A 20,982-nucleotide genomic window follows, 5' to 3' on the forward strand; every position below is an offset into this window, starting at 1 on the left:
ACGAGATGAACTATCTCCAGTACTACGGGCTGTCGCAGGAACCGTTTTCGAACGCGCCGGTTTCCAAGTTCTATTTCAACAGCTCGCAGCACGCCAAGGCGCTGCTCCGGCTGCAGGCCGTGGCCGAGGGCATGAAGGGCCTCGGTGTGCTCGTCGGTGACATCGGCGCCGGCAAGACCACCCTCGCGCGCCGGATGCTCGACCAGCTCCCGGAGGACGAGTACGAAGCGGCGCTGCTGGTGATCATCCACTCCGGCATCACCGCCGAATGGCTCCTGAAGCGCATCGCCTCGCAGCTGGGGGTGAAGACTCCGGCCGACGACAAGCTGACCGTCCTGTCCCAGCTCTATGAACGGCTGGTCGAGATCAACAAGAAGGGGAAGAAGGCCATCGTCCTCATCGACGAGGCGCAGATGCTCCAGACGCGGGACATCATGGAGGAGTTCCGCGGACTCCTGAATCTGGAGATACCCGGGTCAAAGCTCATCACGTTCATCTTCTTCGGCCTGCCCGAACTGGACCAGAACCTGAAGCTGGACGAACCACTCGCAGGCCGCATCGCCATGCGCTACCACCTGGAGCCGCTGAACGAGGAAGCCACGACCGCCTACATCGACCACCGGCTCCGGCTTTCGGGCTGCACCAAGCCGTTGCTCCTTCCGGACGCCATCAGGGTGGTTCACCAGTATTCCCACGGAATACCCCGGATCATCAACACGATCTGCGACAACGCCCTGTTCGAAGGTTCCCTCACCAAGCAGGAACAGATTGGCGCCAGCCTGATCCGCCAGATCGCCAGCGACCTGGGGCTGGACCAGACCGGCCAGAGTCCGGCTGCCCATGCCGTCCCGAAACCCGCCGGTGCGCCAGGACTGAAGGCCCCGCCCGCCACGCCCCGGCTGAATGTGCCGCCGTCGCGTCCCCCCGCATCACAACCGGCCGCCGCCAGTCATGCGGCAGCCCCGCACAAGCCGACGGCCAAGGACGAGGTGACATCGCTTATCGGCGGCGCAGCCGATGACGAGATCGACGACATCCTGGGCAAGATCGGCACCTGAACGCCGGAACCGTTCCAGCTAGACATCGAACCGGTTGATCGAAAACGGCTCCAGACTCATGTCCGGAGTTTCTCCGTTGATCAGTTGCCGGAGCAGGCGAGCCGATACCGGCGTGAGCAGGATTCCGTTCCGGAAATGGCCGGTCGAGATGAAAAGCCCTTCCGTCTGTGTCCGGCCGATGACCGGAAGGAAGTCCGCCGTGCAGGGGCGGAGCCCGGCCCATGTCTCTATCACTTCGGCATCCCTGGCAGCCGGAATGGCTTTCTGGAGCAGCCCGGCAAGTTTACGCAGGCCCTCGACCGTCACCTGTTTCTCAAACCCGGCCATCTCCATCGTCGAACCGGCAATGATCCGTCCGTCGTCACGGGGGACGGCGTAGCCCTCCTGCGTGAACACCACCCGGCCGAGTGTTCCCTTTGGCGTCCGGACAGCGAGCATCTGGCCACGAACCGGTTGCACGAGATCGGGCGGAAGTTCCGTCCCCGGTACCAGCGACGACCAGCTTCCGGCGCACAGGCACACCACGGGCGCATCCACTGGTCCGCCGTCCATCTCGACTCCGCGCACCTTCCCGCCTTCGATTCTAACCCGGCGGACCGTCTCCCCGCTGATGACGCTCACACCGGCCGTCACGGCGGCCCGGAAAAGCGCCTGCACCAGAAGCCGGTTATCCACGATTCCGTCGTCCGCAAAATGCAGCGCGCCGGATACTTCCGGCGACAGGGCCGGTTCCTTCCTGCGGGCATCGTCCCCGGAAAGCACCTCCACCGGAAGTCCTGCCTCCTGCTGCCACGCCCGAATGGAATCGAGCCAGCCCTGGGACTGCTCATCGAAGGCGACCTTGAGCAGTCCCGACCGGCGGTAGCAGATATCGACTCCCGTTTCCTCACGGAGTGCGGCGGCAAATCCCTCGTAGAGATCCCGGCTCTTCAGGCACAGGTCCATGAACGGCCCCGGCCCCCCGGCCTCGGCCTGGGCACCGAGAATGCCGGCTGCCGCCGATGACGCCTCGGCGCCCGGAACGGCCTTTTCCAGCATGACGACATCACGGCCGCTGCGGGCCAGCTCCCGCGCCAGGGCCGAACCCATTACGCCGCCGCCAATGACAATAATTTCCGCCCGCCGCATGCCGGGGGAGTCTAGCAGGGATTCAAGGAGGGAATATGACCAGTCACAGAGTCGCCGGTCAGGGCAGATAGGGCATCGGATCAATGGCCTGCTTGCCGTCGCGGAGCTCGAAATGCAGGTGTGGCGTCGTGGCGGCACCGGTATCACCCACAGTGGCGACCACCTCTCCGGCGCGGATGAAATCATCCTTCTCCACAAGGTTCTCGTCGTTATGGGCATAGACCGTCGCCCAGTTTCCAGTATGCCGGATGATGATAAGGTTGCCGTAGCCCCGGAGACCATCGCCCGCATAGATCACCCGGCCATCGGCGGCAGCACGGATTTTCGTTCCCTTCGGCGCGCCCAGATCAAGGCCGTCGTGATTGCGGCCGCTACGGGGACCGAAGGCAGACAGCATTTTCGGTTTTTCCAGCGGCCAGATGAGGCGAATGGGCGGACTCTTCACCACGGCACGGGGCGCTGGTTCGACCGACGCGACACGCTCGCCGCTTGAGCGCCGGGGCGGCGGTGCATCGGACGCCTTGTCGCCTGCCTGTGGCTTGCGCGCCGCATGGACCGGCTCCTGCGCGCCGGGAACCCAGAGCCGGTCTCCCACATTGATCCGGTTCGGATCCTTGACGCCGTTCCAGATCGCCAGCAGTTCGGGGTCCATGTCGTAGCCGCGGGCAATGACGGACAAGGTCTCGCCGCGCTGGACCTCGTGATAGACGCCGCGCTTCTGCGCGCAGGCGGACAAACCAGCCAGCGTCAGGAGAGCCGCCATGAGCGCATATGTACGTACGGATCGCACCAGAACTTTCCAGATGCGTGCGGGAGGAAGAAGGACGAAGAAATTATAGGTCAATGAGGGTAAATTGTCCATGAAAACCGGCACGCGGCACGCTTAGCGAACTACTTATCGAATGCTGTGGGAATATGGACGATCATCTTCAACGCCGCGAAGTGGGTCATGTTGAGATGGAGCGGCGTAATCGACACGAAGCCGTCCTTCACCGCATTGAAGTCGGCGTGATCGTGCGTCTCGATCACCTTCTGTTCACCGGCGATCCAGTAAACCTTCCGGTTGAACGGCCCTTCCATCGTCTTTACGGTCTGTTCGTACCGGCGGCGGCCCTGGATGGTGATCTTGGAACCCCTGATTTCGGCGGCGGGGATGGCCGGGATGTTGACGTTCAGCAACGTGTCCGGTGGAAGACCGTGGGTGAGCACCCAGCGGGCCACATCGGCGGCCACTTTCGAGGCGGGACCGTAGTCGGCATCCAGCGCCTTCGTGGCGAGCGAAAAGGCGACCGACGGAATGCCAAGTATGCACCCTTCCATCGCCGCGCTCACGGTGCCCGAATAGGTCACGTCGTCGCCCAGGTTCTGTCCGTGATTGATGCCGCTCACCACGAGGTCCGGGGTCCGGCCTTCCAGGACCACGTTGACACCCATGATGACGGCATCGGTCGGCGTCCCGTCCCAGGCAGTGACGCCGGGGGCGACCTCGATCCGCTGGAGCGGACGGGAAACGGTGAGCGCGTGGCCCATCGCCGACTGTTCCCGGTCGGGCGCGGAGACAATCACCTCGGCACCCATGTCACGCATGGAATCGGCCAGCGCCCTGATGCCCGGAGCCCAGACGCCGTCGTCGTTGGAAACGAGAACCAGGGGGCGTTTGTCCGTGCTGTGCTTGGTTTCCGGCATCGGGTGGGGCTGGCGGGAGCACGGGCGGACAGGGGGTAAAATCTGGTCGGGCTGGGGGGACTTGAACCCCCGACCTCACCCACCCCAAGGGTGCGCGCTAGCCAACTGCGCTACAGCCCGGTACGAGTTCTTTTTTCTGGCGGTCCCGCCGCCGCGCACCGGAGTAACCGGTTGCCGGTGGCAAATCAATGACACGAACGGCGGGAACCGGCGGTCAGGGGTTGAGAATGTTTTTCAGCACCTGCGAGGGCTTGAACGTGAGTACCCGGCGGGCACTGATCTTGATCTCCTCGCCGGTGTGGGGATTGCGGCCGATACGGGTCCGCTTGGACTTCACGACGAAGTTGCCAAAGCCAGATATCTTCAGGCGGTCGCTCCCGGTCAGGGTCTCCTTGATGATCTCGAACATCCCCTCGACGATCTCGGCCCCTTCCTTCTTGGAAAAGCCGACCTTCTGGTAGACCGCCTCGACAAAATCAGCCTTGGTCATCGTGCCCATTCAGATTTCCCTCAAACCAGCCGCGCCGGGAACCCTTGTTCCCCGGCATCACTCATCGTGGCGGCATTTGGGGTATCTTACCCCGTCCCGCCGAAAAGACAAGTATTTCTAGTGCCTTAGCTCGACGCCCAAATCGGCCTTGAGACGTTCCAGAACCCGGCTTTCCACGGCCCGGATCTGGTCCTCGGTGAGCGTTCCCTCCCTGGACCGGAGCCGCACGGCCACGGCCAGCGAGTGGGTGCCTTCAGGAAGCTTGCCGCCCCGGAACAGGTCGAACACCTCGACCTCCTGGACCATCTCTCCGCCCGCCTGCCGGATCAGGGCCGTCAGGCTGCCCGCCGGCACGGTATCGGGCACCACGAACGAAAAGTCCCGTTTTACCGGCGGGAACCGGTCCGTTTCAGGAAGCTGTTCCATATTCCGCAGGAGACTCACCAGCGGCCCGGTTTCCAGTTCCAGCACCGCTATCCGCCCCTTGAGGTCGTAAGCGGCGGCTGTCTCCGGGTGGAGTTCGCCGTACACGCCGATGGTCTGGCCGTTAAGGACGATCTCTGCCGACCGGCCCGGATGAAGGAACGGCTCCTGAGCCCGGCTACCGGTCTTCAGTGGCGCATGGAACCGGGGGCCAATGGCCTCCACCAGTGCCTTCATCTCAAAGAAGGTTTCACCCCGGACGCTTTCCTGCTCCCAGAAGGTTTTGCCTTCCGGGGACTGGATGAGCGCGGCCAGCACGCCGCGCTCGGCGGGAAGCGACTCGCCCTTCACCGGCCGGTAAACCCGGCCGAGCTCGAACAGCCTGAGACGCCCTGCCCCGTGATCGGCATTGAACTTGGCCACGGCGGCAATCGAGGGAAGCAGCAGTGTCCGCATCACCGACTCGTCGCTGCGGATCGCATTCTGGAGTTTCACCGCCGTCCGGCGCGGATCGTTCGCCGCAAGGCGGAACTGGTCCGGCCACCGGTCGGAAACAAACGTATAGGTGATGCACTCCACAAGTCCCCGGGCGACGAGGAGGCTTCTCAGGCTTTCAATCCCCGCCCACGGCGAGAGATCCGAAACGGGCTGCGCGGCCACGGCTGGCAGCGTCGCCGGCACCTTTTCGTAGCCGTCCACCCGGACCAGTTCCTCGATAAGATCGATTTCCCGCTCTATGTCATGCCGTGCCGCCGGCACCGTCACCTTGAGCGCCGCGCCGCCACCCGACACCTTCATGCCGAGCCGGGCAAGCACATCGGTCACCGTGGCCGCCGGTATCTCATATCCGAGGATACGGCTGATCCGGGCCGGACGGAGATCCAGTTCGCGGGGGCGGAGGCCGCCGGAGGAAACCTCGATACGGCCTTTCGACACCTCGCCGCCGCCCAGTTCAGCCATCATCCGGGCCGCATGGTCCAGCGCCACACCGGTCCGCACCGGATCAATGCCGCGCTCGAACCGGTAGGAACTCTCGCTCACGAGCCCCGTCGCCTTCGAGCTTTTCCGGACGGCTGACGGATGGAACCACGCGCTCTCGATGAAGACGTCCGCCGTCTTCCCGGTGACTTCCGTGGATTTCCCGCCCATGACGCCACCCAGCGCCACCGGCACGTCACCTGAAACGATCGTGAGCTGGCCCTCGAAAAGCTGCCGCTCGATGCCGTCCAGCGTCGTCAGTTTTTCTCCCGCCCGGGCGCCCCGGACCCCGATGGCCCTTGACGGAAGCAGGGCAAGATCAAATGCATGCAGAGGCTGGCCGTGGAGCAGAAGAATGTAGTTGGTGATGTCAACGATGTTGCTGATCGCACGGATACCATGGGCCTGGAGACGCCGGGACAGCCAGAAGGGGCTCGGCCCCACCCGGATGCCTTTCACGATCCGCCCGCAGTAGAGCGGACAGTCGGTGCCGTTCTCGACCGTGACAGCAACCTGATCCTTTGCCAGCGGTCCGGATTCCACAAGCTGGAACTTCGGCTCGGCCATGTCGAGCCGGAGCAGCGCCGCCAGGTCGCGGGCGATTCCCACCACCGACAATGCGTCGCCGCGGTTCGGCGTCACGGCGATCTCCAGCACAGCGCCGTCCCCTGCGACATCGGCGAGAGGCAGCCCCGCCGCCGTTCCCTCCGGAAGTTCCCACAGGCCGGACTTGTCGGCCGAGATCCCCAGCTCCGACTGCGAGCACAGCATCCCCCGGCTCTCGACGCCGCGAATCTTCGCGGCCTGAATGACCGTCCCGTCCGGAAGCCTGGCGCCTTCCTTTGCCAGCGGAACGATCATCCCCTCGCGGCAGTTGGGGGCTCCGCAGACGACCTTCTGCTCCGCCCCGCCGGCGTCAACCGTGGCCAGCCGGAGCTTGTCGGCCGAGGGATGCGGCTCGACCTTCACCACGCGGGCCGTCACCACCCCCTGCCACTGGACAGCCGGATCATGGATCGCCTCCACTTCCAGCCCCGCCTGGGTGAGGACGCGGGCGATCTCGGCCGCCGGGATCTTCAGGCCCGGCAGCAGTTCACTCAACCAGTTTACCGATACGCGCATCGCTTCAGTTCATCCCGCAATTCACGCTAGTAGCGGCCCAGAAACCGGACGTCGTTCTCGAAAAAGAGTCTCAGGTCGGGAATCCGGTATTTCAACATGGCGAGCCGCTCAATTCCGGTCCCGAATGCAAACCCCTGCACCTTTTCGGGGTCGTAGTTCACCGCCTTGAGGACGTTGGGATCCACCATCCCCGCTCCCAGCACCTCAAGCCAGCCGGTGTGCTTGCAGACGCCACAGCCCTTGCCGCCGCAGAACACGCACTGGATGTCCACTTCAGCCGATGGCTCGGTGAACGGGAAGAAGCTCGGCCGCAGGCGGACTTCCTGTTCCGGACCGAACAGTTCCCGGATAAACGCCCGCAGCACGCCCTTCAGGTCCGCAAAGGTGATCTGCTCGTCAATCCAGAGCACTTCCATCTGGTGAAACATGGGTGAATGGGTCTGGTCCGAATCACACCGGTAGACGCGACCGGTGCAGATCACCTTCACCGGCGGCTTGCGCTTGAGCATCGCCCGGATCTGGACCGGCGACGTGTGCGTGCGAAGCACCACGCCGGGAGCGACATAGAACGTGTCCTGCATGTCGCGGGCCGGATGGTCAGCGGGAAAGTTCAGAGCCTCGAAGTTGTAGTAGTCGAGCTCGACTTCCGGCCCGTCCACGACACTGAATCCCATCCGGAGCAGGATATCGCGCACCTCGCGTTCCATCTGCGAAACGGGATGCATGCGGCCGAGCGGCACTCCCCGCGACGGCAAGGTGATGTCCAGCGATTCGGCGGCGAGTTTCTGGTCCAGTTCCGCGCTGTACAGTTCACGGCGGCGTGCTTCCATCGCGGCCGTGAGCTGTTCCTTGGCTGCATTGGCGGCCTTGCCCAGTTCGGCCCGCTCGGCGTCCGGCACGTTCCGGAGCGTGGCGAGGACATCCGAAACAAGGCCCTTCTTGCGGCCCAGATACCGGGTATCGATCTCCTGGAGCGCCGCGACAGAACCCGCCGAGGCAATCTCGGCAAGGCCCTGTTCGGTCACCGCCTTCAGACGGGAGGCCGGAGTGGCGTCGGGGGTGCCCATCTGGCCGGGACTGCTCAGGCCGCGGCCTGTACCTGGTCAACCAGCGCCTTGAACCCCTGCGGGTTCTCAAGGGCGAGTTCCGCCAGCACCTTCCGGTCCAGTTCGATGCCGGCCTTCTTCAGCGCGGCGATGAACTGGCTGTAGGACAGTCCGTGCTCGCGCACGGCGGCGTTGATCCGCTGGATCCACAGTCCGCGGAAGTCCCGCTTCTTCACCCGCCGGTCGCGGTAGGCGAACTTGCCGCCGCGGATAACCGAATCACGGGCGGTCTTGATCAGGCGGCGATGGCCGTGACGGCGGCCCTCGGCGAGGTTCAGTATCTTGTTGCGGCGGGCGCGGGCTTTCGTTCCACGTTTGGCTCGGGGCATGGTACAAACTCCTTAAGAAAGAATAAAAACCGATAAGATACGGATCAGCCGTTCGGAAGCATCCTGCTTGCACGGGCTTCATCCGCGCCGGAGACGTAGGCACGCTTCCGGTGGGCCCGCTTGGATTCCTGGCTCTTGCCAGCAAGCAGGTGCCGCGCATGGGCGTGCTTGAACTTGATCCGGCCGGACGGCTTCTTCTTGAGGCGCTTGGCCGCAGACTTGAGCGTCTTGATCTTGGGCATGGGTTGTCGTCTCCTCTTTATAGCTTCCAGGGGCCCGTTTCGCCTGGCCTGACCAGCTCCGGAGACCCTTGGAAAGGCCTCTGGCCGGACGCCAGACTCACGGGGGGAGTCCCGGTCGGACCGGGTGTATTCACGGGACCGGGGGTAAAAGTCAACCGCAATCCGGATGCCCTCCGGAAACCCCAAACCACGATAAAGACTCCGGTTCTTGGCCCCTCTGCACCCGTGGATTAACAGGAGAGTCGCGGAGGGTTTCCACCATGTCAGAACCGGCCTGGATGATCTACGGCGCCAACGGCTACACGGGGGCCCTGGCGGCCGAAATCGCCGTCAAACGGGGCAAACGGCCGGTTCTGGCGGGGCGGACTGCCGACCGGATCCGTCCTCTCGCCGAGCGTTTGAAGCTCGATTACCGGGCCTTCGGTCTCGACCGCCCGGAGGAGATCCGCAAGGGGCTCGACGGCATGGCGGCGGTCCTGCACTGCGCGGGTCCGTTTTCGGCGACGAGCCGCCCGATGGTGGATGGCTGTCTGGCGGCCGGGGTCCACTACCTCGACATCACGGGCGAGATCGAGGTTTTCGAGGCCATCGCCGCACGTCATGAAGAGGCCAAGGCCGCGAAAGTGGCGCTGATGCCCGGAGTGGGCTTCGACGTCGTTCCGTCGGACTGTCTTGCCGCCTCGCTGCACCGGGCGCTTCCGGATGCCACCGAGCTGGAACTGGCCTTTGGAGGCTTCAACAGGATCAGCCCCGGCACCCTCAAGACGGTGGTCGAGGGAATCCCCCACGGCAGCAAGATCCGGAAAGACGGCAAAATTGTTTCCATCCCGACGGGATCGCGCACCCGGCCTCTCAGGCTGGGCGGCAAGTCATACACGGGGGTTTCCATCCCCTGGGGCGACGTCTCGACCGCCTACCAGTCCACGGGCATTCCGAACATCACGGTCTATGTGCCGGTACCGGCGCCGGTCATCGCGGGAATGAGGATTGGCCGCCCGTTTCTGCCACTGTTCGGGCGGCCAGCTGTCCAGCGGTTCCTGAAAAACCAGATCGAACGGCGCGTGACCGGGCCGGATGAAACCTACCGCCAGTCGGCGAAGGTTTACCTCTGGGGCTGCGTGAGAAACGCCTCCGGCAAGACCGTTGAGGGAACGCTGGAGATTTCCGAAGTATACCTCTTCACCGTGGACGCGGCCCTCGCCGCCACCGAACGGGTCGCCGCCGGCGAAGTGCCGGGCGGAGCCTGGACACCTTCAAAGGCGTTCGGCGCCGGTTTCATTACCCGGCTACCGGGCGCGAAACTGCAGATCGGATAGGGACTGCCAGCGGCAGTTTCATGACCAGGTTTTCATCTTCGCACCGCCCTGCCCCGATGGACAAGTTTCGCCGGCAGCGGGTAGGCTTCGCGGACAACTCTCATTTCCCGCGAAAGGAAAATGTACACCATGACGACCCGCACACGCTTTTTTCTGGCCACCGCCCTGGCTGCCGCCCTCCCGCTGGCCGGCGCAAGCTCCGCCAATGCCACCCACAAGATCGACCCCGTGCATACCTATGTGATGTTCAAGGTCCTGCACATCGGCGCCGCCTACAACTGGGGGCGATTCAATGACATTTCCGGCTCGATCTCCCTGAACACGGAGAAACCCGAGGCCAGCGCCGTTGATTTCACCATCAAGCCGGCCAGCGTGGACACCAACAATGCCAAGCGCGACGATCACCTGCGCGGGCCCGATTTCTTCCTCGCCAAGCAGTTCCCGAACGCCACCTTCAAGTCCAGGTCGGTGAAGAAGTCTGGTGACAAGACCTGGGATGTTTCCGGCGATCTCACGATCCGCGGTGTCACCAAGCCGCTGTCGTTCACCTTCACCGAGGTCGGCCGCGTGAAAAACCAGACCGGCAAGGAAGTCGTGGGCGGCCACACCACCTTCACGATCAAGCGCAGCGACTTCGGGGTGAACTACGGTATCCCGAACATCGCCGACGAGGTGGAACTGCACGTCTCGGTGGAAGCGATCGCGGAATAGCACCCGTTGCTGGCCAGTGCCCTTATCTATGGAGTTTTCCTGCCCGCCGCACTGGCGGCGGCGGTCCTGCTCAGTTCGCTCCGGCAGCGGGAAGGCGGTGACCGGCGTGCGGCGTCGGCTTCCGCCCTCCCCGCCGCCGTGGGCCTGGGCTTCGTGGCCGGTTATGCGGGAATCTCCGGCGTGCCGAAGTTCCCGCCGGTCGTGACAGGCGAGTGGCTTCCGTTCATCGCCTTCGCAGCGACGGCCTTCGCCCTTGGGTTTGCCTTCTGGAAGCCCCCTGCATGGGTGCAGCTTCTCAAGAGCTTCCTGGTGCTCGCCGCCGTCCAGTGGCTGATGCTCCGGCCGCTCATGGAACACACCTGGGAAGGCGCGGCCGGCTGGCTGTGGCTTGCCGGAACGTCACTGGCGGGACTGGCATACGTGGAGGCCAGCGAGCGGATCGCCGCGAAAACGGCCGACCATTCGCTGCTCGCCGTGGCGGGCGCATCGGGCGCGCTTACCGCGGGCACCCTTGGACTCTCCGGCAGTGCGCTGCTGGCGCAGCTTATGGGTGTGCAAGCTGCTGTCTGCGGAGTCCTGTACCTGGTGACACTGAAAAAACCGGAACTCAATGCACGGTTCATGGCCCTTCCAGCTGGCGCCATCCTGCTGGCACTTGTGGCCAATGGCCATTTCTATTCGGAGTTTTCGCTGACAGGAGCCGCCCTCGTCATGGCCGCCCCCCTGCTGCCGCTCATCGCTGCATGGAAGCTCCCCGAATCGGTTTCCGGCTGGAAACGAAGCATTCTGCTCGGTACGCTGGGCGCAGTAACGCCCGCCGTCGCGGCACTGATGGCGGTCCAAACCCCGCCCGACGTCTACTACTGATGCCGTCAGGCCGTTGTCGCGCCTTCGGAAGCGGGGCGGACGGTGCGGGCATACTTGGCGAGAACGCCGCGCTTTACCTTCAGTTCCGGCTGCTTCCACGCCGCCCGGCGCTTTTCCAGTTCCGCATCTGAAAGATCAACGGCGAGGAGTTTCCGGACGGCGTCAATCGTCACCTTGTCGCCTTCCTTCAGCAGGCCGATCGGCCCGCCGGTCCAGGCTTCCGGCGTCACATGGCCCACCACGAGACCGTGCGAGGCGCCCGAGAACCGGCCATCCGTCAGCAGTCCCACCTTCTCGCCGAGCCCCTGCCCGACCAGCGCGGCCGTCACGGCAAGCATCTCGCGCATGCCGGGACCGCCCACCGGACCCTCGCCACGGATCACGATCACATCGCCCGCCCGGATCTGCTTCGCCTGTATGGCCGCAAAGCAGGCCTCCTCGCCCTCGAATACACGCGCCGGACCGGTGATCCGGCGGGCCTCCTCGGGCAGACCAGCAACCTTGGCCACCGCGCCGCCCGGCGCGAGGTTCCCGCGCAGGACCACCAGGTGTCCCGTCGGGTACATGGGGGCATCGAACGGCTTCACCACGTCCTGTTTCCGCTGGTAGATGCTGGCCACGCCTTTGAGGTTTTCCGCCAAGGTCCTGCCCGTCACGGTGAGACAGTCGCCGTGCAGCATCCCGCGGTCCAGCAGCGCCTTCAGGACGGCCGGAGTGCCGCCCACGCGGTGCAGGTCGTTCATCACGTACCGCCCGCCGGGCTTGAGGTCAGCCAGATGCGGCACCTTGTCCCCGAGGCGGTTCATGTCGTCGAGCGTCCACTCGACCTCGGCCTCATAGGCGATGGCGAGCAGGTGCAAAACGGCGTTGGTCGAGCCACCAAGCGCGAGCACCAGCGTATAGGCGTTTTCGAGCGCCTTCTTCGTGACGATCTGGCGCGGGCGGATATCCTTCTCGATCAGGTTCACCAGCGCCTTGCCCGCAAGGAACGATTCGCGCTCCTTGCCTGCCGTCACGGCCGGCATGCTGGCGCTGTAGGGTAGCGACATCCCCATCGCCTCGATGGCGGAACTCATGGTGTTCGCCGTGTACATGCCGCCGCAGGCGCCCGGACCGGGACAGGCCTCGAACTCGATCCGGTCCACCTCGTCCGTGCTGAGGGTGCCCGCCTGCTGGCGGCCCACGGCCTCGAACACCGTGGCGATATCAATATCCGTCCCGTCGGCGCCCACGCCCGGCAGGATGCTGCCGCCATAGACGAAGATTGACGGCACGTTCATGCGGACCATCGCCATGAGACAGCCGGGCATATTCTTGTCGCACCCGCCGAAGGCGAGGATTCCGTCGTGGTTCATGCCGCCGGCGACCACCTCGATCGAATCGGCGATCACCTCGCGGGAAACGAGACTGTACCGCATCCCGAGATGGCCCATCTGGATCCCGTCGGAGGCGGTCGGCGCGCCAAAAATCTGTGGCACTCCGCCCGCCGCCCGGATACCCTCGCTGGCTTTCCGGGCCAGGCGGTCCAGATGGTCGTTGCAGGGCGTGATCTGGCTGTAGAGCGAAGCGACCCCGATCATCGGGCGGCTGAAGTCGGTATCGAGGAAACCGACGCCCCGCAGCATGGCGCGATTCGGGGCGCGGGAGATCCCCTCGGTGGTCAGGCGGCTCCGGCGGTTCAGATCGTTCGGCACGGCATACTCCCTTGTAACTACAGGCAAATTGCTGCCCGGCGTGTGCATCTACACGGCACCGGGCCTTGCTGGCAACGGTCCCCGGCCAATGCCGGTCCCCATCATCTTGTAATAACAAAAGAAAATAGCCGGTTTAATTTGCCGGCTGCTGGAATTGGTGCTTGGATTATGATCCATATCAGCTTTCCGGAGGGGAAATGCCAATCCAGAACGGACGCCAGCGCAAGCTGCTGGCCACCACCATCCTTTTCGCCACGCTCTTCTTTACCGGCTGTTCGTTTGCCGTGGTACCGCAGACCTGGCCCGCCATCATGGTCGCCATGGTGCTGGTGTTTGCGGCCGCCTGCGGAAACGGCACGACCTCCACGTCGACAGACGATGATGACGATGACCTGACCGGCTGCGGCCCCCGTCAGACCATCGTCGAGATCTTCGACAACGACGTGGACAACTGTATTGGTTTCCGGATCACCCTGAGCGGGGATAATGGCCTTGGACGGTCCGTTGCACCGGCCGGCGACATCAACGGCGACGGTTTCGACGACATCCTGATCGGACTCTCCCGCCGGGATCTGTCAAACGAAGGCCGTGGGTCTGCAGTGGTGCTGAAGGGAAAAGCGGGGCCGTTCAGCGATATCAGCCTCGACAGCCTGTCATCCGGCGACGGTTTCCGGATCGACGGCCAGGATGAAGCCGTATACGTCTACGAAGGCGGGGCATACTACTGGGAATGGGATCAGGACCAGCGGTTCGGACGGGCACTGGCGGGCGGCACCGACTTCAACGGCGACGGCTTCGCCGACATGATATTCGGATCGCACCTTACCCGGTGGGGGTATTATTACGAATGGACCGGAGAAGGGGCCTTCACCGAAGGCTATGACAATTATGACAATGGCCGCGGGTACATCCTGTTCGGCCGGGAAACGGACTTCTCCCATCCCCTGCCATTTACCAGCTTCGATTTCGGTGAAGGTGGTGGCCTTGTGGTCCGGGGCAGCCAGGAAGACGGGCTTTTTGGCTTTTCGGCGGCCTCCTCATGGGACATGAACGGCGACGGGTTTGCCGAAGCCCTGTTTGGTTCACATTCCTACCAGACCCAAGCTGAAGGCACCTATCACGGGCTTGCCTGGATTGCCCGTGGCACCGATAGCCATACCGGCGGGTTTGAATCCGGTGACATTGGCGGAGAGGGTCTCCCCGGTAACCGGATATCCCACCCAGGAAATTCGGGATACGGATTCGGGTTTGCGCTCGCCGGAAGCGGCGATGTGAACGGCGATGGATACGCCGACATTGCTGTTTCCAATCCCTGGCTGCACATCGAGGGCGATAACTCCGGACGGGCCTACGTCGTGACCGGCAGCCCCGTCATGAACGACAATAACAACCGGGTGCCATCAATCGCTTTGTCTGCCGATGGCTATGGATGGTATTTGGGCCACAGCGTGGCGTTCGCCGACGTGAACGGCGACGGGTACAGCGACCTGATCGTTGGCGTACCGGCCTTTGGGGTCGAGGGCGAAGGCTCGGAAGGCATCGTGGCAGTACGGTTTGGATACAGCGGATACAGTGAGGGGTTCCCATATAACCAGTCCTTGGGAAGCCTGAACGGGTCCAACGGTTTCATGCTGTTTGGCAGTGCCGCCAACGATGGAACCGGAAGGTCCGTCGCCGGTATCGGCGATTTCAACGGGGATGGCTTCGACGACATTCTCATCGGGGCTCCGTTTGCAGACCCGACTACCGGCGATATCGAAGGGATCAACAGCGCCGGAAAGGCCTATATCGTTTTCGGCAAGGCTGACTGGACAGCCGATGGCGGCACGATGTCACTCAGCACGCTGAACGGCATGAACGGTATCACCGTTAGCGGAACACTGGCGGGCAGCATGCTCGGCTACTCGGTTGCCGCCGGCGGCGACATCAACGGCGACGGTTTCGCGGACGTCCTGATCGGCTCACTCGGCTATTACGGGGACGGGAAACAGGTACTGGTCCTGTTTGGCGGCGACGTGACCGGCAGCGTAACGGCTGAAGGCACAGCAGCCGGTGATACCCTGTCCGTGTCGGGTGGCGGCGCCGCCGTGGGAGGCCGCGGGAACGACATCATCACCGCTACCGGCGAGGGAAATACGCTGATCGGCGGCGCTGGCCATGACCTGTTCGAAGTCAGCGAGCCGTATTTCCAGAAGGTGGACGGCGGCTCCGGCTTTGACGTCCTTCGCTTCACCCAAAGCGGCTACACGATCAGAACGGGCAAAGGCTGGTGGTCGAATAACCGCAACGCCGGGCTGGATATCCGGAATATCGAGGCGATCGACCTTGGCGGAACAGGTGAAGGGAATGCTCTCCAATTGTCCCGCGGAGCGATCTCGCTCATGTCCACCACATCGTCGTCTCTGTATATTCTTGGTGGAACGAACGATTACGCCTGTACCTATGGCACCTCATGGAGCATGGGAGATGGCCAGTCGATCGATATTGGTGGCGATACCATCCAGTTCGGCCGCCGGGACCATGACGGCCTCAGCCTGTTCATCCAGGAAGGCATGACTTTCAGCGACAGTTGCGACTGACCGCCTTTGATGGATAACGACGACTACGAGGGAACCCCGGTTCAGGGGATGGCACAGCCCGCCCCGCAGGGGCGCGGCGGACGGCCCGGCGCGGCCATGACGGCCGGAATCAATAACGCAGCCGCGCAACCTGATGTACATCCACAAAAGTTCGACGTCTCCGCCTCGCGGGGGTTTCCGGCCTGGCTTCACCGGATGGGCGCGAGCCTGTCGTTCACCACCTATCAGGCCGGCAAGGTGTTTTTCATCGGTCTCAATCCCGACGGCCGCCTGTCACTCTTCGAGCGTACGATCCCCCGCTGCCTGGGCATGACCTTCCACCAGAACAGCCTCTATATCAGTTCGCTCTGGCAGATCTGGCGGTTCGAGAACGTGCTGCCTCCGGGGCAGCTCCACGACGGCTACGACCGGCTCTACAAGCCGCAGATGAGCTGGGTAACGGGGGATCTGGATGTTCACGACATGGCCGTGGACAAAAACGGGCGGCTGCTGTTCGTGAACACGCTGTTCTGCTGCCTGGCAACGGTCAGCGGCGCGCACAGCTTCGTGCCCCTCTGGAAACCACCGTTCATCAGCAAGCTGGCCGCCGAGGACCGCTGCCACCTGAACGGCCTCGCCATGAAGGATGGCTTGCCCAAATACATGACCGCCGTGGCCGAGTCCGACGGCCCTGATGGCTGGCGTGAGCACCGCCGTTCGGGCGGCATTGTCATTGACATCGACACGAATGAAATCGTCTGCCGCGGCCTCAGCATGCCGCACTCCCCGCGCTGGCACGACGGGAGACTGTGGCTTCACAACTCGGGCACGGGCGAGTTCGGCTTCGCGGACCTGAAGACCGGCAAGTTCGAGCCCGTGGCCTTCTGCCCCGGCTACCTGCGGGGGCTCGATTTCATCGGCCAGTTCGCCGTAACCGGCCTTTCCCGCATACGGACGCGCAACACCAAGAGCTTCGGCGGCCTCCAGCTCGACGAGAAGCTGGCCGAAAAGAAGCTTTCCTCCCGGAGCGGCATTTTCATCATTGACCTCAAGAGTGGCGACATCACCGACTGGTTCCAGGTGGAGGGCGCCGTGGAGGAGCTTTACGATACGGCTATCCTGCCCGGCGTCCACCGTCCGATGGCGGTCGGATTCCTGGGAGACGAGGTACGCCGGATGCTGACGATGGCCGACCCGGCTGCTAAAAAGCCGGCATGAGCGAACCGTCCCTTGAATCCTCGATTCTTTCCTCCGGCAAGACGGAACAGTCCAGCCAGATCCGCCTGTACCGGAAGGTTTTTCCGACCGATGCCTGCCGCGAGATTATTCGCGTGTTCCGTGATTCGCCGGACAAGGTGCTGAGCCACGTCCACAATGGCAGCCCCGAAGTGACCCGGCAGGGAAAAGTCGTCAACCTGAAACCCAAACCGGAATACGAGGAGGCACGGAAACTCCTTTTCGGCATATGGAGGCAGGTGACGTTCGATTTTGCCCGCCACGATCCGGGACTGAAAATCATGGTGGCGGGGAGATTTCTCTTTTCGCACCCCCGCATCGAAGAGGTGCAGCCGGAGCAGGAGTTCACCTGGCATATCGACGCCCGGCAAACGTTCCAGGCGACCCGCTTTCTGACCATCCTGACCTACCTGAACGATGTCGCCGAAGGCGGCGAAACGGAGTTCTCTTATCAGGGGATAAAGGTTCAGCCCGAAGAGGGCTCCATCCTGGTCTTTCCGCCCTACTGGACCCATGTCCACCGGGGCGCGCCGCCCCGGTCAGGCGTCAAGTACACGGCGGGAACCTACGCAATGGTTGAACGGGTGATGGACCAGCCGGCGGGTGCGAAGTTCCGGCCGCCGCCGGGAAATACCTAGGTGTCCCGCCTGTCCATCAGAAACATCATGTCCGGAGACCGTTTCACTTCCGGCCAGTGACGGCTCCACGCATAGAGGCCGCCCCGGTGGGCCTTTGACGGCGGCTCGATATGTAGCCTGCGGCGCACGTCGTCGAGCGGGAGCTCCAGCATCTCCTCCAGCGGCTCCGCCAGCAGCCACTTGGCCCGCCGGCCGCGCTCCCACGCCGCCAGCATGTAGGGCTGGAAACCCCATCTGTCATTTGGCAGGGCGAGCGGAGCAAAACCGAAAGCAACACCCGCCAGCACCGCCACGCCGAAGATCGGCGACTGGCCGTAAGTAAAAGCCAGCAGCGCCGCCTCGCCCAGCTCGTCGGCACCATAACCGGCGAGCGGGTGCCACAGGTCGTGGTTGTCCCGGAACCGGTCGCGGAACCACTGGCGGTCGGCGTCCACCTTCAGCTGGGGATCGTCCTCCCGGTAGGAGCTCGAAGTCGCTTCGGCGAGGCCGTAACCGTCGAGCCGCTCCTCTTCCATGTAACGTGCATAGGCGTAGCCGAACGTGTTCTTCGGCAGCCGGAGCAGGCGGGTCCGGTTCCCGGTGAGATATTCCAGCAGCGACGGTTTTTCCCTGAGAAGCTTCTGCCCGCGGGCGGTCCGGCGGAACCGCTGGAAGGCCCGTTCGAGGCCGTCGCCTTCCAGCGAAAAAACCATCTCCGCCACCTTGTCGGAGCGGCTCGTGTCTTTCACTACTTCCAGAAGAGCCTTCCCTGCCCGTCCCCACTGGTATTTGAATGCAGGCAGGCGGTCCGTCTCTCTGGCGCCCATAAGAAACCTCGCTCCCATAACCCCGGCAACCTCTTATTGAAGTTGCCGCTTGACAACCTACCTGCGCGCAGGCAGATTGTCAACGTGAATGCACGGGCGACACTGGGGACACGGGCCGAAAAAACTCACGCGGCCATTCTGGAAGCGGCTGAGGATATCTTCGCACTCAAGGGTTTTGCGGCGACGCGCCTTGAGGACATTGCCGAGAAAGTCGGCATCAAGCGGGCCTCCCTCGTTTATTACTATCCCGACAAGCAGGCCCTCTATGCCGAAGTACTGAAAGAAGTGTTTGGAGACCTGTACGAAAAAGTCTCGGCCGCATTCGGGGAAGAAGGCCCGCTGGCAGCCCGGATCGAGGCGATCTCTCTTGCCTGGGTGGACTACCTGGCTGCCCGGCCCTCGCTGCCCCGTCTCCTGCTCAGGGAGATCGCCGATGCCAGCCCCCGCCCCAGCGATGCGATTCTGAAAAGCGTGATGCCGTTCTTCCAGATGATCCAGAAGGGATACATGGAGGGAGTTCGCCAGGTGAAAAGGCCGGCAGATCCGGCAGCGGCCCTCGCGTTCTGCAGCGTGGTTTCGGGCGCGACAATCTTCCAGCTGGCCGCCATTCCGGCCCTCTCGCCGGCAGGTATCCAGATGCCCACCGGTCCGCAGATCGAACGGCTCCGCAGCGGAATATCGGAACTGGTCCGTGTCCTGCTTGCTCATGGCGGCCTGTCCGTCGAGCAGTCCGGCTGAACGCGCAGGCGGGGAAAAGGAAAAGACGATATGGAAATGGTCCCCGCCACCCAGCCGTTCCACTATGAATACGTACAGGCGAACGGACTCAGGTTTCGTGTCGCCACGGCCGGAAGCGGAGAGAAACTCGCGCTTCTGCTGCACGGGTTTCCGGAGTTTTCCCACTCATGGAGGTTCCAGATCCCGCTGCTCGCCAGACTCGGCTACCGGGTCTGGGCCCCCGATCTCCGCGGCTATGGCGGAAGCGATGCGCCCGATGGGGTCAAGAACTACCGGATCTCGGAAATACTGAAAGACATCGCCGGGCTCATTGATGCTGCCGGAGCGGAAAGTGTCACGCTCGTGGGGCACGACTGGGGGGCCTACATTGCCTGGAACTTTGCCATCCGGAAGGTCCGTCCGCTGGACCGGCTCGTCATCATGAACGTCCCCCATCCGGGCGTCATGGAACGGGCCATGGGAAAGCTCAACGATGGTTCGTTCAACTGGGCCCAGCTAAGGCGGTCCTGGTACATGTTTCTTTTCCAGATTCCCCGGCTGCCCGAGGCACTGAGCACCTGGGGTCATGCCAGGTGGCTCGCCTCGGCATTCCGCAAGCAGATCCCTGATTCCCGGCTGCTCACTGACGAGGATATCCAGGCCTACCGTGACAACGCCTGCCTGCCCGGACGGATGACGAAGATGATGAACTACTACCGGGCCATGCTGCAGGGAGATGCGCCCAAGCTGCGGAAGCATGGCTACCCGGTGATCGAAACGCCCACGCTGATGCTCTGGGGGGATGGGGATATCGCCCTTGGCAAGGAACTGACCTACGGCACGGACCGATTCGTCCGGAACCTCTCGATCCGCTATCTTCCCGGCATATCCCACCTCGTCCAGCAGCACGCGCCGGGGACCGTGAACGCCATGCTGAAGGCATGGCTCGCCGGGAGCGAGATCCCCGAAGCGCATGAACTTGGGCTGCAGCGGGCCTCCTGACTTCCCGCCCGGCAGCCCCCAGGAGATGATCCGATGAAAAGTTTCAAGAACCGGATTGCCGTCGTCACCGGTGCAGGCTCAGGCATCGGCCGGGCGACGGCCATCGCGCTGGCGAAGGAAGGCTGCGACGTGGCTGTCTCGGATATCAATGAGGCCTCCGCCGCCGAAACGGCCAAATTCATCGAAGCTCTCAGCCGGAAAGCGAGTGTGCACCGGATTGACGTCTCCAGCCGGCAGGAGATGGAAGCCTTTCCCACCGAGGTGCTGAAGACACATGGCAAGGTGAATATCATCGTCAACAACGCCGGGATCGGTATTGCCGGTTCGTTCCTGGACCAGTCAATCGAGGACTGGGAAAAGATCGTCGGGATCAACTTCTGGGGGGTCGTCTACGGCTGCAAGTTCTTCCTGCCGCACCTGCTCAAGGCAGAGGAAGGACATATCGTGAACATTTCCAGTCTTGCCGGTCTGGTGCCGGGACCGGGAATGTCATCCTATGGCGCGACCAAGTTCGCCGTGCGCGGGCTGTCGGAGGCGCTCTACAGCGAACTCAAGAAGACCCGTGTCGGAGTCACCAGCGTTCATCCCGGGATGATCAACACGAACATTCCCAAGGCGACGAAGTTCATCAACCCCAAGGATCCTGGTGCCCAGAGCCGCGGGGCGAAAGCCTTTGAGCGGTTCGGCCATCCGCCGGAGGCCGTCGCCAAGGCCATCGTAAAGGCAATCCGCAGCAACCGGCCGCGGACCATCGTCGGAGTCGAGGCCAAGGTATTCGACGCCATCCAGCGGGCCGCGCCGGAACAGTTGATCCGGTTTTCGAGCCGTCTGTCGGGACAGATCACGGGCCAGTAATCCAGTTTTCAGCACCGGAG

General features: G+C 63.4%; 20 protein-coding genes and 1 tRNA gene. 10 read left to right on the plus strand and 11 right to left on the minus strand.

Going from position 1 to position 20,982, the window contains the following annotated elements; all coding sequences use genetic code 11:
- The first annotated feature begins 5 nt into the window (after positions 1 to 5).
- Entirely contained in the window at positions 6 to 1,058 is a 1,053-nt protein-coding gene (locus KIT79_07710; GenBank protein ID MCW5829188.1) for an AAA family ATPase, read from the plus strand.
- Between the two features lie 18 nt (positions 1,059 to 1,076).
- On the opposite strand, the gene thiO is transcribed toward KIT79_07710, so the two are convergent.
- The 9 genes from thiO to rpmI form a co-directional block, all read right to left on the minus strand.
- Entirely contained in the window at positions 1,077 to 2,186 is a 1,110-nt protein-coding gene (thiO, locus tag KIT79_07715; GenBank protein ID MCW5829189.1) for a glycine oxidase ThiO, read from the minus strand.
- A 58-nt stretch (positions 2,187 to 2,244) separates the two neighbouring features.
- Positions 2,245 to 2,976, minus strand: a complete 732-nt coding sequence (locus tag KIT79_07720; GenBank protein MCW5829190.1) for a peptidoglycan DD-metalloendopeptidase family protein — start codon at positions 2,974 to 2,976, stop codon at positions 2,245 to 2,247.
- Between the two features lie 101 nt (positions 2,977 to 3,077).
- A complete protein-coding gene (gene surE / locus KIT79_07725) occupies positions 3,078 to 3,872 on the minus strand; it encodes a 5'/3'-nucleotidase SurE (protein MCW5829191.1) in 795 nt (264 codons plus the stop codon).
- A gap of 43 nt (positions 3,873 to 3,915) precedes the next feature.
- Positions 3,916 to 3,992, minus strand: a tRNA-Pro gene (locus tag KIT79_07730).
- 94 nt (positions 3,993 to 4,086) lie between these two features.
- On the minus strand, positions 4,087 to 4,362 hold the full coding sequence (locus KIT79_07735) for an integration host factor subunit alpha (GenBank protein MCW5829192.1): 276 nt from the start codon (positions 4,360 to 4,362) through the stop codon (positions 4,087 to 4,089).
- Between the two features lie 117 nt (positions 4,363 to 4,479).
- Positions 4,480 to 6,885 (minus strand): phenylalanine--tRNA ligase subunit beta, encoded by a 2,406-nt coding sequence (gene pheT / locus KIT79_07740; GenBank protein ID MCW5829193.1) that lies wholly within the window; start codon positions 6,883 to 6,885, stop codon positions 4,480 to 4,482.
- A gap of 26 nt (positions 6,886 to 6,911) precedes the next feature.
- On the minus strand, positions 6,912 to 7,952 hold the full coding sequence (gene pheS, locus KIT79_07745; GenBank protein ID MCW5829194.1) for a phenylalanine--tRNA ligase subunit alpha: 1,041 nt from the start codon (positions 7,950 to 7,952) through the stop codon (positions 6,912 to 6,914).
- A 14-nt stretch (positions 7,953 to 7,966) separates the two neighbouring features.
- Positions 7,967 to 8,320 (minus strand): 50S ribosomal protein L20, encoded by a 354-nt coding sequence (gene rplT / locus KIT79_07750; protein ID MCW5829195.1) that lies wholly within the window; start codon positions 8,318 to 8,320, stop codon positions 7,967 to 7,969.
- 44 nt (positions 8,321 to 8,364) lie between these two features.
- Complete coding sequence (rpmI, locus tag KIT79_07755) at positions 8,365 to 8,562, minus strand: 50S ribosomal protein L35 (GenBank protein MCW5829196.1); 198 nt, start codon at positions 8,560 to 8,562, stop codon at positions 8,365 to 8,367.
- A gap of 260 nt (positions 8,563 to 8,822) precedes the next feature.
- Between rpmI and KIT79_07760 the strand changes: the two genes are divergently transcribed.
- The 3 genes from KIT79_07760 to KIT79_07770 all read left to right on the plus strand — a co-directional run bounded on the left by KIT79_07760 (position 8,823) and on the right by KIT79_07770 (position 11,456).
- Complete coding sequence (locus KIT79_07760; protein MCW5829197.1) at positions 8,823 to 9,878, plus strand: saccharopine dehydrogenase NADP-binding domain-containing protein; 1,056 nt, start codon at positions 8,823 to 8,825, stop codon at positions 9,876 to 9,878.
- Between the two features lie 129 nt (positions 9,879 to 10,007).
- The gene (locus KIT79_07765) at positions 10,008 to 10,589 is read left to right on the plus strand and encodes a YceI family protein (GenBank protein MCW5829198.1); all 582 of its coding nucleotides are present in this window, start codon (positions 10,008 to 10,010) and stop codon (positions 10,587 to 10,589) included.
- A 6-nt stretch (positions 10,590 to 10,595) separates the two neighbouring features.
- Positions 10,596 to 11,456, plus strand: coding sequence for a hypothetical protein (locus tag KIT79_07770; protein ID MCW5829199.1), 861 nt, complete (start codon positions 10,596 to 10,598; stop codon positions 11,454 to 11,456).
- A gap of 5 nt (positions 11,457 to 11,461) precedes the next feature.
- Here KIT79_07770 and ilvD read toward each other — a convergent pair whose 3' ends face one another.
- Positions 11,462 to 13,150, minus strand: coding sequence for a dihydroxy-acid dehydratase (ilvD, locus tag KIT79_07775; protein MCW5829200.1), 1,689 nt, complete (start codon positions 13,148 to 13,150; stop codon positions 11,462 to 11,464).
- A gap of 197 nt (positions 13,151 to 13,347) precedes the next feature.
- Between ilvD and KIT79_07780 the strand changes: the two genes are divergently transcribed.
- From KIT79_07780 to KIT79_07790, 3 genes are all read left to right on the plus strand, one after another.
- Positions 13,348 to 15,729 (plus strand): FG-GAP repeat protein, encoded by a 2,382-nt coding sequence (locus KIT79_07780; GenBank protein ID MCW5829201.1) that lies wholly within the window; start codon positions 13,348 to 13,350, stop codon positions 15,727 to 15,729.
- A gap of 96 nt (positions 15,730 to 15,825) precedes the next feature.
- Positions 15,826 to 16,926 carry a TIGR03032 family protein gene (locus KIT79_07785; protein ID MCW5829202.1) on the plus strand — a complete coding sequence of 367 codons (1,101 nt, stop codon included), beginning with the start codon at positions 15,826 to 15,828 and terminating at the stop codon, positions 16,924 to 16,926.
- Positions 16,923 to 17,582: a 2OG-Fe(II) oxygenase gene (locus KIT79_07790; protein ID MCW5829203.1), complete on the plus strand. Its 660-nt coding sequence runs from the start codon at positions 16,923 to 16,925 to the stop codon at positions 17,580 to 17,582. Before KIT79_07785 ends, KIT79_07790 begins: the two co-directional genes overlap by 4 nt.
- Here KIT79_07790 and KIT79_07795 read toward each other — a convergent pair.
- The gene (locus KIT79_07795) at positions 17,579 to 18,388 is read right to left on the minus strand and encodes a hypothetical protein (protein MCW5829204.1); all 810 of its coding nucleotides are present in this window, start codon (positions 18,386 to 18,388) and stop codon (positions 17,579 to 17,581) included. The genes KIT79_07790 and KIT79_07795 overlap by 4 nt on opposite strands.
- Positions 18,389 to 18,430: 42 nt before the next feature.
- On the opposite strand from KIT79_07795, the gene KIT79_07800 reads away from it, so the two are divergent.
- Genes KIT79_07800 through KIT79_07810 form a run of 3 tightly spaced genes read left to right on the plus strand, consistent with a single transcriptional unit; the run spans position 18,431 to position 20,962 of the window.
- The gene (locus KIT79_07800; GenBank protein MCW5829205.1) at positions 18,431 to 19,126 is read left to right on the plus strand and encodes a TetR family transcriptional regulator; all 696 of its coding nucleotides are present in this window, start codon (positions 18,431 to 18,433) and stop codon (positions 19,124 to 19,126) included.
- A gap of 36 nt (positions 19,127 to 19,162) precedes the next feature.
- The gene (locus tag KIT79_07805) at positions 19,163 to 20,107 is read left to right on the plus strand and encodes an alpha/beta hydrolase (GenBank protein MCW5829206.1); all 945 of its coding nucleotides are present in this window, start codon (positions 19,163 to 19,165) and stop codon (positions 20,105 to 20,107) included.
- Positions 20,108 to 20,140: 33 nt separating this feature from the next.
- Entirely contained in the window at positions 20,141 to 20,962 is an 822-nt protein-coding gene (locus KIT79_07810) for an SDR family NAD(P)-dependent oxidoreductase (GenBank protein MCW5829207.1), read from the plus strand.
- The last annotated feature ends 20 nt before the right edge of the window (positions 20,963 to 20,982 follow it).

The organism is Deltaproteobacteria bacterium (assembly GCA_026129095.1).
Taxonomy (GTDB): Bacteria; JAGRBM01; JAGRBM01; order JAGRBM01; family JAHCIT01; genus JAHCIT01.